The 12,997-nt window shown below is 71.6% G+C and carries 14 protein-coding genes; 5 read left to right on the top strand and 9 right to left on the bottom strand.

What is annotated here, in order from left to right; translation table 11 throughout:
* Nucleotides 1–40: 40 nt before the first annotated feature.
* The 4 genes from FXF51_RS57250 to FXF51_RS57235 all read right to left on the bottom strand — a co-directional run bounded on the left by FXF51_RS57250 (nucleotide 41) and on the right by FXF51_RS57235 (nucleotide 4,054).
* Nucleotides 41–1,477, bottom strand: a complete 1,437-nt coding sequence (locus FXF51_RS57250; RefSeq protein ID WP_148443296.1) for a dihydrolipoyl dehydrogenase family protein — start codon at nucleotides 1,475–1,477, stop codon at nucleotides 41–43.
* 30 nt (nucleotides 1,478–1,507) lie between these two features.
* Nucleotides 1,508–1,948, bottom strand: coding sequence for a VOC family protein (locus FXF51_RS57245; RefSeq protein ID WP_262380577.1), 441 nt, complete (start codon nucleotides 1,946–1,948; stop codon nucleotides 1,508–1,510).
* A 23-nt stretch (nucleotides 1,949–1,971) separates the two neighbouring features.
* Nucleotides 1,972–2,790: an alpha/beta fold hydrolase gene (locus FXF51_RS57240; protein WP_148443294.1), complete on the bottom strand. Its 819-nt coding sequence runs from the start codon at nucleotides 2,788–2,790 to the stop codon at nucleotides 1,972–1,974.
* A 211-nt stretch (nucleotides 2,791–3,001) separates the two neighbouring features.
* The gene (locus FXF51_RS57235; protein ID WP_148443293.1) at nucleotides 3,002–4,054 is read right to left on the bottom strand and encodes an alpha/beta fold hydrolase; all 1,053 of its coding nucleotides are present in this window, start codon (nucleotides 4,052–4,054) and stop codon (nucleotides 3,002–3,004) included.
* Between the two features lie 394 nt (nucleotides 4,055–4,448).
* Between FXF51_RS57235 and FXF51_RS57230 the strand changes: the two genes are divergently transcribed.
* From FXF51_RS57230 to FXF51_RS57215, 5 genes are all read left to right on the top strand, one after another.
* Entirely contained in the window at nucleotides 4,449–4,991 is a 543-nt protein-coding gene (locus FXF51_RS57230; protein WP_148443292.1) for a TetR family transcriptional regulator, read from the top strand.
* Between the two features lie 111 nt (nucleotides 4,992–5,102).
* On the top strand, nucleotides 5,103–5,528 hold the full coding sequence (locus FXF51_RS57225; RefSeq protein WP_148443291.1) for an organic hydroperoxide resistance protein: 426 nt from the start codon (nucleotides 5,103–5,105) through the stop codon (nucleotides 5,526–5,528).
* A 1-nt stretch (nucleotide 5,529) separates the two neighbouring features.
* On the top strand, nucleotides 5,530–5,697 hold the full coding sequence (locus FXF51_RS61600) for a hypothetical protein (protein ID WP_187415148.1): 168 nt from the start codon (nucleotides 5,530–5,532) through the stop codon (nucleotides 5,695–5,697).
* A gap of 203 nt (nucleotides 5,698–5,900) precedes the next feature.
* Nucleotides 5,901–6,362, top strand: coding sequence for an ATP-binding protein (locus tag FXF51_RS57220; protein ID WP_262380576.1), 462 nt, complete (start codon nucleotides 5,901–5,903; stop codon nucleotides 6,360–6,362).
* On the top strand, nucleotides 6,359–7,339 hold the full coding sequence (locus tag FXF51_RS57215; protein WP_148443289.1) for a threo-3-hydroxy-L-aspartate ammonia-lyase: 981 nt from the start codon (nucleotides 6,359–6,361) through the stop codon (nucleotides 7,337–7,339). Before FXF51_RS57220 ends, FXF51_RS57215 begins: the two co-directional genes overlap by 4 nt.
* Here FXF51_RS57215 and FXF51_RS57210 read toward each other — a convergent pair.
* From FXF51_RS57210 to FXF51_RS57190, 5 genes are all read right to left on the bottom strand, one after another.
* Nucleotides 7,329–8,309, bottom strand: a complete 981-nt coding sequence (locus FXF51_RS57210; protein WP_148443288.1) for a serine hydrolase domain-containing protein — start codon at nucleotides 8,307–8,309, stop codon at nucleotides 7,329–7,331. The genes FXF51_RS57215 and FXF51_RS57210 overlap by 11 nt on opposite strands.
* Nucleotides 8,310–8,372: 63 nt before the next feature.
* Nucleotides 8,373–9,143 (bottom strand): enoyl-CoA hydratase-related protein, encoded by a 771-nt coding sequence (locus tag FXF51_RS57205; RefSeq protein ID WP_222871948.1) that lies wholly within the window; start codon nucleotides 9,141–9,143, stop codon nucleotides 8,373–8,375.
* 67 nt (nucleotides 9,144–9,210) lie between these two features.
* Complete coding sequence (locus tag FXF51_RS57200; RefSeq protein ID WP_148443286.1) at nucleotides 9,211–10,185, bottom strand: YihY/virulence factor BrkB family protein; 975 nt, start codon at nucleotides 10,183–10,185, stop codon at nucleotides 9,211–9,213.
* A gap of 53 nt (nucleotides 10,186–10,238) precedes the next feature.
* Nucleotides 10,239–12,203 (bottom strand): S8 family serine peptidase, encoded by a 1,965-nt coding sequence (locus FXF51_RS57195; RefSeq protein ID WP_148443285.1) that lies wholly within the window; start codon nucleotides 12,201–12,203, stop codon nucleotides 10,239–10,241.
* Between the two features lie 45 nt (nucleotides 12,204–12,248).
* Entirely contained in the window at nucleotides 12,249–12,716 is a 468-nt protein-coding gene (locus FXF51_RS57190; RefSeq protein WP_148443284.1) for a hypothetical protein, read from the bottom strand.
* Between the last annotated feature and the right edge of the window lie 281 nt (nucleotides 12,717–12,997).

Below are 12,997 nucleotides of genomic sequence, written 5' to 3'. Positions count from 1 at the left end.
ATGTAGCATTTATAAGAATAAGATACCCATAAGAGTGGCACTAAAGGTTCCGGTATGTCTCCAGCAGCCGCAGCCACACCTCGCTGATCGTGGGAAAGGCCGGCACGGCATGCCAGAGCCGCTCGACGGGCGTCTCCCCGACGATCGCCACGGTGGCCGAGTGCAGCAGCTCGGCGACGCCCGGCCCGGCGAAGGTGACGCCGACGACCGTGCGGCGCTCCGGGTCGATGAGGGCGCGGGCCCTGCCCCGGTAGCCGGGATCGTGCTGCAGCGCCCCGGCGACGTGGCCGAGGTCGTAGTCGACGACGTCCACGCGGCGGCCGGTGCGCCGGGCCTCCATGGTGGTCAGGCCGACGCTGGCCACCTCGGGGTCGGTGAAGACGACCGCGGGCACGGCCGCCGTGTCGGCGGTGCCGGAGTGGGCGCTCCAGCGTCCGGTGTCCAGGGGAGCCCCGGCGGCGCGGGCGGCGATGACGGCGCCGGCGATGCGCGCCTGGTACTTGCCCTGATGGGTGAACAAGGCCCGCCGGTTGACGTCGCCCGCCGCGTACAGCCAGTCGCCGGGGACGGCGGTGACGGTGTAGGCGTCGTCGGTGGCGAGCCAGTCGCCCGGCGGCAGGCCGACGGTCTCCAGGCCGAGGTCGCCGGTGCGGGGCGCGCGGCCCGTCGCGAACAGGAGCTCGTCCGCGCTGAGCCGGTCACCGTCGGACAGGATCAGGTGCACCTCGCCCCCCGTACGGGCGGCGGTGGCCACGCTCACCCCGAACCGCAGGTCCACGCCCGCCTCGCGCAGGCGCTCCGCGACGAGCTCGCCCGCGAAGGGCTCCATGTTCGACAGCAGCCCTGCGCCCCGGACGAGCAGGGTGACCTGGCTGCCGAGTGCCTGCCAGGCGGTGGCCATCTCGGTGGCCACCACGCCCGCGCCGACGATGGCGAGCCGCCCCGGCGCCTGCCTGGCGCTGGTGGCCTCGCGGCTGGTCCAGGGCCGCAGGTCGGCGAGCCACGGCAGGTCGGGCAGCGCCGCGCCGCTGCCGGTGCACACGGCCACGGCGTGCCGGGCCAGCAGCCGGACGGTGCCGCCACCGGGCGTCGTCACGGCCACGCGCCGCGTCCCGTCGAGGCGGCCGTGCCCGCGCAGCAGCTCGATGCCCGCCGTCTTGAGCCATTCGACCTGGCCCTCGTCGTTCCAGTCTGCGGACATGCGGTCGCGGTGCGCCAGCACGGCGGCGACGTCCAGCGGGCCGGAGGCGGCCGGGGACAGCCCCGGCACCCTGCTCGCTTCGGCCCGCAGCAGCGCGGGCCGCAACAGCGCCTTGCTCGGCTCGCACGCCCAGTACGAGCACTCGCCGCCGACCAGCTCGCTCTCCACGATGACGGTGCTCAGGCCGGCGGCGGTGGTCCGGTCGGCGACGTTCTCGCCGACCGGACCCGCCCCGATCACGACCACGTCATAGGTACGGGTGTCTTCGATCGTCACTGATCCTCCATGGTGTGGTCGTGCCGGGGGTCAGCGGCCAGGCAGCCGCTCGGTGATCTCCTGGAGGAACCAGCGGTTGCCGTCGGGGTCGGCGAACGAGGCGAAGGAGCCGTAGCTGGCCCGCTGCGGGTGCACGCCCTCCACCCGGTCGGCGTCGCCCGCCTGGTGGAAGGCGCCGGTGGCGTCGTGGAACGGGCCGCTGACCTCGACGCCGCGGTCCGTCAGCTCCTTGCGCGCCTGCTCGATGTCCGACACGATCAGGTGCAGGCCCTGGACCGTCCCCGGCGCGGCGTCGGTGAGGCCCTCGCCGAAGATGATCGAGCAGCCGGAGCCAGGGGGAGTGACCTGGATGATCCGGTAGCCGTCCTTGATGGGGAAGTCCGCGTCGAGGCGGAAGCCCAGGCTGCCGGCGTAGAAGTCCCTGGCGCGGTCGGCGTCGGAGACGGGCAGGACGACGACTTCGAGCTTCATGTCCATGGTGATGACCCTTCTTCTCAACGGGTGGAGCGGGCGGCCTGCTCGATGACGGCGGCCACGGTCCCGGGGTGGGAGACGGCGACGGAGTGCGAGGCGCGCACCTCGGTGACGTGCGCGTGGGCGCGCTTGGCCATGTAGCGCTGCACCTCGGCGGGGATGTTGAGGTCCTGGGTCGTGATGACGTCCCAGGACGGCTTGTCCTGCCAGGCGGCGGCCTCGGTCTTCTCCTCCAGCGCGGACTGGGCGATGGGCCGCTGGGTGGCGGCCATCAGCGCGGCCTCGCGGGCCGGCACGTCGGCGGCGAACTGGTGGCGGAACTTGTCGGCCTTGATGTACAGGTCGGTGCCGGTGCCGCTGCCGGGCAGCGTGAACGGCGCCGGGTCGAGGGCGTCGGGAAGCGTGGAGCCGGGGAACTTGTTCGTCAGCTCCAGCGCGGTCTCGCCCTTGGCGGGCAGGAAGGCGGCCACGTACACGAGGGCCTTGACCTCGGGGTCGCCGGCGCCGGCGACGCTGATGACCGAGCCGCCGTAGGAGTGTCCGACGAGGATCTTCGGCCCCTTGACGTGGTCGAGGACGCTGCGCAGCGCCGCCGCGTCGTTGGCGGGCCCGCGCAGCGGGTTGGCCGCGGCGACGACGGGATAGCCGTCCTTCCGCAGCTTCTCGATCACCCCGTTCCAGCTGGAGGCGTCGGCGAAGGCGCCGTGCTCCAGCACGACGGTGGGCTTGGCGGGCCCGTCCGCCGCTTGGGCGGGCCCGGCGATCACGAGGGCGCCGAACGCTACGCCCGCCGACAGGGCTCCCAGCGTGACCCGGCGGCTGCGCTTGATGCTGACCATGACGAATCCCCTTTCACAAGGCTTTAGTGATCTGGTGTCATCACTGTCGTCCTGGAGGGGGCGTGGTCACATCCGTCGCATGACGGTCAGTCACGGGACGCCGGGCCGTCCGGCGCCCGGCCTGGCGCCGGTGCAGGCCGGCGGGTGGTGCGGTGGCCCTGAGCAGGGGGTTCGCAGCCTCGGCGGGTTGAGTCATTCGACTCTTCGGTCGTCAGAGGTGGTCCACGTCCATGACGGCCTGGGCGAAGGCGGTGGGCGCCTCCTGCGGCAGGTCGTGGCCGATGCCCGTCAGCCTGCGGTACTCGTAGGCGCCGGTGAACATGCCGCGGTAGGCGCTGTCGTCGGGCGCGGAGAAGGGGTCGAGCTCCGCGTCGAGGACGATGGTCGGCACCTTGATGACCGGCCGCGCCTGGAGCCGGCGCTCGACGGCGTCGTAGCGGCGCTCGCCCTCGGCCAGGCTCAGCCGCCAGCGGTAGTTGTGGAGCACGATGGCGGCGTAGTCGGGGTTGTCGAACGCGGCGGCCGTGCGGTCGAAGGTTGCGTCGTCGAAGCTCCATGATGGGGAGACGGTGTCCCAGACGAGGCGGGACAGCTCGCGCCGCTTGGTCCTGTCCTCCATGGCCTTCTTGCCCCGCTCGGTGGCGAAGTAGTACTGGTACCACCACGCGTACTCGGCCTTGGGGGGCAGCGGCGACAGGTTGGCCTCCAGGTTCGTGATGAGGTAGCCGCTCACCGACACCAGGGCCTTGACCCGCTCCGGCCACAGGGCCGCGATGATGTCGGCGGTCCGCGATCCCCAGTCGAAGCCCGCGAGCACGGCCTTGTCGATCCTGAGGGCGTCCATCAGCGCGACGATGTCCAGCGCGATCGCCGACTGCTGCGCGTTGCGGACGGTCTTCGCGGACAGGAACCGCGTGGTGCCGTGGCCGCGCAGGTAGGGCACGATCACCCGGTAGCCCTGTGCCGCGAGCTGGGGGGCGACGTCCACGAAGCTGTGGATGTCGTACGGCCAGCCGTGCAGGCAGATGACCACGGGGCCGCGGGCCGGGCCCGCCTCGGCGTAACCGATGTCCAGCACCCCGGCCCTGACCTGCTTGATCTTGCCCAGGGACGTGTGGGTGCCGGGCGGAACCGTCGGCAGCACCGGGGCCTTGCCGTGCGTGGCGGCGGAGGCGGCCGGGAACGCCTGCAGACCCGCCAGCGAGGCGACTGTCGCGCCGGTGGCCAGGCCGAGGGTCTTGCCGAAGGTACGCCTGTTCATCATGGGTGGTCCTCCCTGTCATGTCGCCGAAATTGCGACATCTCCTACTGTTTCCGGCAGGAAGAACTCAGCACATCAGTCACATGACGGTCAGCCGCGACAGGCGGCCCGTGCCCCGGCGGGGCGGGCGATCCACGGCTTCTGAGTCATTCGACCGGGTCGATCACTCGCCCGCGCGGGCGGCGCGCGCCAGGATCGGCCGGGCCACCTTGGGGCCTTGCGTGTGCCGCGGCCGGACGCCGGCCGCCAGCCGGATGCGGGCCAGCTCGAACGGGAAGCCGGACGCCGCCGGATGCGCCTCGGCCCGGCCGCGAACCGCCTCACCTGTGTAGCGTTTAAGAGCATAACATTCTCATAATTGTGCTGAATGTGCTACGTGGGGGGGTACCTTGAGTGCGTGAGAGCAGACGCCGCACGCAACCTCGAACGTGTCCTCAGTACCGGCGCCCGCATGCTAGCGGACGACCCCACGGTGACGATCGCCGCCATAGCCGCGGCGGCGGGAGTGGACCGCCGCACGGTCTACCGCCGCTTCGCCTCCCGTGAGGAGCTGATGGCCGCCGTCTACAAGGCGCGCTACGACGCGGTCGAGGCGGCCGTCGACGCGGCGCGGCTGCGCGAGGCGCCGGTCGCGGTCGCGCTGCACCGCTACGTCGAGGGGATCGTCGGCGTCAACCGCAAGTGGCCCGTGGAGACCAGCCGCATGCTGCGCGAGGAGACGCTGCGCGAGCGGCGCCGCCGCCTGATCGACGCGGTGGACGCCTTCCTGGTGCGCGCCACCGATGAGGGCCTGTTGCGCTCCGATCTGCCGCCCGGCTGGGTGGCCACGATCCTGCCGCCGCTGATGGAGCACGCCGCCGACGACCTGCCCGAGCTGAGCGCCGCCCAGGCCGCCGACGTCGTGGTGGACACGCTGCTGCGCGGTGCGGGCGCCACCTGAGCGACGTCACCGGCTTGACTGGTGACGATTTGGAATGCCAGAATCGTCACCAGTTGAGCCGGTGACGCCAAAACGGCGCTCCCGGCGTACCGCTCAGAAAGGGAGAAAGCCATGGCTGTCAGCTACACCGGGGTCGTCACCGTCACGGGCGAGGGTCGCAACGGCGGCCGGGTCCAGGCCGACGACGGCCTGCTCGACACGATGCTCGCCATCCCGAAGGAGCTCGGTGGCGCCGGCGGCGCCACCAACCCCGAGCAGCTCTTCGCCGCCGGCTGGGGTGCCTGCTTCCTCGGCGCGACCAGGAGGGCGGCGGCGCAGCGCAAGATCAGGCTGACCAGCACCGCCATCACCGTCGAGGCCACCCTGAACCACGGCGACGACGGTGAGTTCGGCCTCAGCGCGGTGCTCAACCTGGAGCTCGGCGGCGTCGACCAGCGGACGGCCGAGGAGCTCGGCGCGGCGGCCCACCAGCTCTGCCCCTACTCCAAGGCGACCCGCGGCAACATCCCGGTCACCATCAACGCGAAGGCCGTCTGAGATGGAGCCGGCATCCGACATCGCCGCGGCCGTGCGGCGGGTCCGCTTCGGGCGGCTGCCGGAGCGGGTCCGGCTCCAGGACACGATCGAAGAGCACGTGGCCACCCGGCCGGACCCCGCACGCGGGGCCTACGACGAGGACGAGTGGCTCGTGCGGTACTGCCTGTGAGAGGGGGAGGCGTGGTGAAGGCGTTGATGGTGGTCACCATCGCGGTGGCCGTCGCACTGGCCTGCCTGGCCGGGGTGGTCTGAACCGGGGCCCTACCGCCCTGCAACGTTGCAATGGGAAGATCTTCGTGCCGGAACGTTGCTGGTAGGCGGTGCGGGACCCTCACTCCGCGCACCGCGCACCGCGGAGGGTGAGGCTTGTCGGTGACTGGCGCACGAGAGGAGGCCGTTCCCCTCGTCCGTGTGCCGCGCGTCGTGGGGCGCGACGCGGAGCTGGAGCGGCTGCGCCGCGCACTGGCGGACCCGTCCGCGCTGGTGCTCGTCGAGGGGGAGGCGGGCATCGGCAAGACCCGGCTGGTGCAGGAAGTGATCAACGGGCGGGAACGGCTGCTCGTCGCGGTGTGCCCGCCCTTCCAGGACGCCGCCACACTCGGGCCCGTCGTGGACGCCGTCCGGCAGACCGGCGTGGCGCCCGCCGGGCTGGGGCTGAGCGGGCTCGCAGGAGCGCTGCGGCCCCTGTTCCCCGAGACGCGCACTGGGCCGACGAGGCCACCCTCGAACCGTAGACCTGCCTCACCGGGCGCCGGCGCGGCAGTTCGCGCCGGCGCCCCGTACGCTGTCGTCGGCTGTGCCGCCGCCGACTCGACGCAGGAGCACCAAGCATGACGAATCCCGCACCGCCGGTCACGCTCGACGACGTCCAGGACGCCGCCGCGCGCCTCAAGGGCGTCGCGCACCGCACGCCCGTGCTGCGCTCGCGCACGCTCGACGCGCGGGTGGGCGCGGAGGTCTTCCTCAAGTGCGAGAACTTCCAGCGCATCGGGGCGTTCAAGTTCCGCGGTGCCTACAACGCCATTTCGAGGCTCACGCCGGAGCAACTGGCCAGGGGCATCGCCGCCTACTCCTCGGGCAACCACGCGCAGGCCGCCGCCCTGGCCGCGCGCGAGCTGGGCTCCACGGCGGTGATCGTCATGCCGGAGGACGCACCGCGTTCGAAGAGGGAGGCCACCGCCGGCTACGGCGCGGAGGTCGTCACCTACGACCGCTACACCGGCGACCGGGTGGCCATCGGCGAGGCGCTGGCCGCCGAGCGCGGCCTGACGCTGATCCCGCCGTACGAGCATCCGCACGTCATCGCCGGTCAGGGCACCGCCGCGCTGGAGCTCATCGAGGACGTCGAGGACCTCGACGCGCTGCTCGTCCCGGTCGGCGGCGGCGGGCTCATCGCCGGCAGCGCCACGGCCGCCAAGGGGCTGCTGCCGCGGATCCGGGTGACCGGCGTGGAGCCGGAGGCGGGCGACGACACCAAGCGGTCGCTGGCGGCGGGAGAGCGGGTGCCGATCCCGGTGCCGCGCACGATCGCCGACGGCCAGGCCGCCGAGATCCCGGGCGAGCTGACGTTCTCCATCAACAAGCACCTGGTGGACGACGTCGCGCTGGTGAGCGACGACGACATCCGCGCGGCGATGCGGTTCGCGTTCGAACGCCTGAAGATCGTCATCGAGCCGAGCGGCGCGACGCCGCTGGCCGCGCTGCTGTCCGGGCGGGTGCCTGAGCTGCCGCGCAGGGTCGGCGTGATCGTCTCGGGCGGCAACGTCGACGCCCGCCGCTTCGCGGAACTGTGCGCACCCGTCAGGGGGTGAGAGCGCGGGCGATGGGCCAGGCGCCGGGGGAGGTGTTGGACAGCACGGTGCTGGTGGTGCCGGTGCGCGGGTCATGGGTGGACTTGAACGACGCGCCGGCGTCGTAGCCGGCGAGGATCACCGCGTCGGTGCTCTCGTGCAGCCAGAAGCCGAGGCCGTAGCGCAGCGACTCCTCCGGTACGTCGCAGCGCGGCCGCACCACCTCGGCCACGTCGGCCACGATGTCCCCGGCGAAGAAGGCGCGCCAGAAGGCGGACACGTCGGCGGCGGTGGTGTGGATGCCCCCGTCGCCGGTGGCCAGCACCGGCAGGTGGAAGACGTTGGCGCGATCCACCCCGTCCAGCGGCAGGTAGCCCACGGCCGCGTCGCCGGGCAGCTCGTCGGAGCGCAGGAAGCCGGTCCTGGTCATGCCGGCCGGGCGAAGCACCCGTTCCCTGACCAGGTCGTGGTAGCCGACGCCACTGGCCCGCTCCGCCAGCAGGGCCAGCACCACGAACCCGCCGTTGCAGTAGCAAAACCGCTCACCGGCCCTGAACTTGGCCGGATGCCCGTCCAGCAGGGGCAGGAAGGCCTCGGTGGTGGTCAGCTCGTGCGCCGCGCCGATCAGGTACGCGGTGATGTCGGTGTCGACCTCTTCGTCCAGGTAGTCGCCGATGCCGGACGTGTGGGTGAGCAGGTGCTCGACGGTCACGTCGGCCGCGATCAGCGGCAGGTCCTCGCCGAGCAGGGAACGGGCGGTGGTGCCCAGCTCCAGCACGCCGTCACGGACCAGAGAGAGCACCGCCAGGGCGGTGAATCCCTTGCTGCCGCTGGCGATCCCGAACCTGGTGTCCACGGTGTTCGGGACGCGGTAGGCGCGGTTGGCCAGCCCGTACGCCTTGGCGAACTCGACCTGACCGGCCCGGTCGATCCAGACCACCCCCGAGAACCCGGTCTCCTCGGCGATCTTGTCAATGTCACCACGCGGCATTGGCGCAGACTACGCCAAGCCCGCGCCGCCGCCCCACGCATTTTTCCTTCCGGAGGGCGCCCGTCAGTCGCTCCACTTCGGCTGGCGCTTGCTCAGGAACGCGGACATGCCCTCACGGGCCGAGGCCGACTGCGACGACTCGGCCATGACCTTGGTGGCCAGCCGGTAGGCGTCCGTCTGCGGCAGAGCAAGCTGCTCGTACAGGGTGCGTTTGCCGAGCGCCTTGGACGCGCGGCTCCCGCGCGTGGCCCGCCCGAGCAGGTCGAGCACGGCGGCGTCGAGCTCTTGCGCGGGCACCACCCGGTTGACCAGCCCCCAGTCGAGCGCCTGCGCGGCGGTGATGGTGTCACCGGTGTAGGCCAGCTCGGCGGCGCGCTTGCGGCCGATGTTGCGGGCGATGGCCACCATGGGCGTGTGGCAGAACCAGCCGCCCTTCCCGCCGGGCGCGGCGAACCCCGCCGAGTCGGCGGCGACGGCGAGGTCGCAGGTGGCGACGAGCTGGCAGCCCGCGGCGGTGGCCAGGCCGTGCACCCGGGCGACGACCGGCTGCGGCACCGACTCGATCAGCTCCATGAGCTGGAGGCAGGTGTCCAGGAGGGCGCGCACCGCGTCCTCGTCGGCCTCCGCCACGTCGGCGAAGTCGTGACCGGCGCTGAAGACCGGGCCCGCCCCGGCCAGGACGATCCCGGACGCGTCGCTGTCGCCGGCCGCCTCGAACGCGCCGATCAGGTCACGCAGGTGGGCCATCGACAGGGCGTTGCGCCGCTCCGGCCGGTTCATCGTGATCGTCACGAAGTCGGCGTCGCGGTCTACCAGTACATGATCGAGGTTCATGAGCGGGCTCCTGGTGATTGCGCGGGTCGCGTGACCACGATCAGGCCACGTGGCCATTGTTCCCCGCTCAGGGCTTCTCGTCCTCGTCCATCTTCCTGGTGTCACGCGGCTCCAGGTACGGCTCCTGCTCCGGCGGCTGACCGGCGTCGATGGCCCGTTCCCTGGCCAGCTCGGCGTCGAACTCCACGCCGAGCAGCACGGCGATGTTCGACAGCCACAGCCAGATCAGGAACACGATGACCCCGCCCATGGCGGCGTACGTGGCGCCGTAGGAGGCGAAGTTCGCCACGTAGAAGCCGAACGCGGCCGACACCACGATCCACAGGATCACGGCGAGCGCGCTGCCCGGCGTGACCCAACGGAACCCCGGCTGGCGCACGTTCGGCGCCGCCCAGTACAGCAGGGCCAGCACGATGATGACGACCGCCACCAGGAGCGGCCACTTGGCGATGCCCCACACGGTCAGCGCCGTCTGCCCGATCCCGAGGAACTCGCCTGCCTGCCGGGCGATGTTCCCGGTGAAGACGACCGAGACAATGCCGACGGCCATCAGCACCACCAGCACGGCGGTGATGCCCAGCCGCAACGGCAGCGTCTTCCAGATCGGACGGCCCTCGGGCATCTCGTAGACGACGTTCGTGACCCGGATGAACGCCGCCACGTACCCGGAGGCGGACCACAACGCGACGGCCAGGCTGATCACCAGGGCGACGCCCGCCGCCCGCTGGCTCTGCTCCAGCGCCAGCAGCACCTGCTGGAGGATCTGCTTGGCAGGGCCGGGGGTCATCGGCCCGAGGCTCTCCAGCAGCGGCCGGGTCGCCGACTGCCCGAAGACGCCGAGCAGCGACACCACCGCCAGGAGGGCGGGGAACAGGGACAACGTCGCGTAGTACGTCAGCGCCGCAGCCCAGTCGGTCAGCTTGTCGTCGCCGAACTCCTTGCCGGTCCGCTTCAGCACGCCCCACCACGAGCGAGTGTGAAGCTCGGTCGGCCCTTCCGGTGGCTGCTCGGTGCGGTGCACGGCGCTGGATGTGGCCTTCATGCCTTCTGCGGCTTCCCGGCGCCGGTCGAGGCAAACGACTTCTCGCCTCGGACTTAGGTGATCCGCCACACCAGGGCGTACGGCTGCGGATGAGTGGTGATCCGATGGGCGCGGACGGTGACGGTCACCTGCCCCGTCGGGACTCCGCTCCACCAGACCTGCTCGACGTTGTTGTGACGGTCGTAGCCGGGGTCGCTGCCCATGTTGCCGTGGCGTTCCCGCCCATCGGCGGCGCGGACGACGAGGTCGAGGTCGTTCTGCAGACCGGCGCCGGGCGGGTCGGTCCACACGAGGGTGACCTTCAGGGTGGCGCCCGGGCTGCGGCCCGGCGCGGGCACGTCGATCGTGACGGTGCGCTCCTGCCCCTGGCTCAAGGCTTCGCCCTGGTGGAAGCCGGCGTCGCGAGTACGGCCCGGGACGATGACGGCACGGGCCAGGTCGAGCCGGCCGAAACCGGAGTCGTGGTTGGGCGAGCTGCCCGCCTCGGTGGGGGAGTACTGGCCGGTCAGCTCGACCGCACCGTTGATGAGCAGGGCCTTGACGAGCGCGGCGGAAGGGTTCGGGGTGCCGTTGGCGATGAGGCTCTCACGGACGACGGCGGCGCAGCCGGCCACCAGCGGGCAGGCCATGCTGGTGCCGTGCTTGAACGACAGCAGCGGGTCACGTGAGGTGCCGGCGTTGGTGCCCGGCTCGGCGATGCGGGACTGAGCGGACAGCACACTGGTGCCTGGGGCGACCAGGTCGGGCTTGTAGCGGCCCTCCTTGGTCGGGCCGCGGTTGCTGAAGGCGGCCATGCCGTGCGCCGCGTCGGCCATCCTGTCGGAGCGGATCGGCTCGGCGGGGAAACCGTCCGGCTTGAGCTCACCGTAGGTCTTGGTGAGGTCGGGGCGCGCGTTCTCGCTGGCCCCGACCGTGATGCAGTTCTTGGCCGCGGCGACGCCGCCCACCGTTCCGCGGTCGATGACGCCGTCGCCGTCGCCGTCCGTGGCGTCGTTGCTCGCGGCGAAGCAGATGACCATGTCGGGGTGGTTCCAGACGAAGTCGTCGATCTCCCAGCCGCCGTACTCGTACGGCAGCCCGACCTCGATCGTGCCCCAGGAGTTGTTGTGCACGCGGACGCCGTCGGCGTCGTAGACGGGGCCGAACAGCCGGCGCAGGTCTTCTGGCAGGCTCCATTCGCCCTGCTCGTCGAGCATGGACTGCAGCACCAGGCGGGCCTTCGGCGCGGTGCCCTCGATTCTGCCGCCCATCTGCGGGGAGTCGATGCTGCCCAGCGCGGAGCCGGACACATGGGTGCCGTGACCGTGCGGGTCGTCGGTCCTGCCCGGGCGGCCGAAGGCGTACAGCTTCGCCACCCGGCCGGTGAAGGCCGGATGCACGTCGGTGGTGGAGCCCTTGTCGAAGCCTGTGTCGGCGACGCCGATCACCTGCCCCTCGCCTTGGTAGGTCGTGTCGCCGATGCGGACGTCGGCGTTCAGGATGACCCGGGCGACGTTGTTGGCCGGGCCGTAACGCGGCACCCGCAGCACGGCGCGCACCTCGTCCCAGGAGGCCAGCTCGGCGAGCTTGTCATCGGCCACGGCGAGGCGCACCTTGCCCGCGGCCGGCCCCGGCCGGCCGGCCGCGGGGCCGGCGACGGTGGCGAGCCGCTCGGCCAGCCCGGACGAGGAGGGGTCGGTGCCGTGCTGGAAGACCACGTCCACGAGCCCGGTCTCCGACCCCGTGCTCAGCGCGGGTGCGATCTTCAGCTCGGGACGGTAGACGTCCGCCCAGGTCACGTACGGCAGGGCGCGCACGGCCTCCAGGTCGGCGGGGCGGTAGCGGCACAGGTAAGTGTCGTCCGGGACGTACTCGAGGACCTCGACGGCCATCCCGGCCAGCTCCGCCCTGCGCTCGCCGGTCAGCAGGCCGTCGACCTGCACCAGCACGTAGTCGGAACGTGAGGCGTCGGCGGCACGCGACTCGGGGGGCTCCTGGAGCGGGTCGAACGAATGGCCGTTGATGGCGATGCGGGTCATGAGGTGACCCGCTGGCTGGCGAGCATGGCAAGCCTTTCCTGAGCCTCAGCCGGCGGTGGGGGTGGGGGACGGGCTCGGCGAGGGCTGCGGCGCTTGCTCCACCGTGAGCTGCTTGCGGGCCTTGCCGTAGCGCTGCACGATCTTCTTGTTCTCGACCCTGACCAGCTCGGCCTGGACCGCGACCTGGTCGCCGACGTTGAGGACCGCGCCCTTCACGAGCTTGGCGGGGACATTGGCGTTCTTGCCCTTGCCGTCGCACGTGATGGGGCCGGCGACCGCAGTCGCGTAGTTCGGCCGGTCCTTCAGCGCGATGCCCTGGATGGCGTTCGGGCCGTCCGCGTCGCAGGTGAAGGTGACGTTGATGAGGATCGTGGTGTCGTCCTTCTTCTTCGCGGAATTGACGGCGATGGTGTTCGCGGCGAGTGCGGGGGCTGTGGGGGTGAGGGCGAGCAGGATCGTTCCGGTCAGCGCCAGGACGCCGATGCGGAGGGACCGGCGGGTGGGGGTGGACATGTACAGCCTTTCTCGGGAGTGTTTGCTGCGGACCATCCCAGTCCATCACTTTATGTAATTGTTGCGCTACTCTCTGCGACTACAGGGTGGGGTGTCGGTTTGGCTTACCCGCCCTTACCTGCGCCGTCCCCAGGCGGGGGCCATACCTCAGAGCTGGGCTTGGCAAGATGGTCTGTCCTTCCGGGTCGCCGCCGCCGCGCCGGACGCGTAGCCCCGGCTCGCCCCGCTTCGCCTCGCCCCGCTTCGCCTCGCCCCGCTTCGCCTCGCCCCGCTTCGCCTCG

It is taken from the genome of Nonomuraea sp. PA05 (genome assembly GCF_008086045.1).
GTDB classification, from domain to species: domain Bacteria; phylum Actinomycetota; class Actinomycetes; order Streptosporangiales; family Streptosporangiaceae; genus Nonomuraea; species Nonomuraea monospora.
Note: the sequence above shows the minus strand (reverse complement) of the source record. Positions and strands in the feature narration are given on the sequence as shown.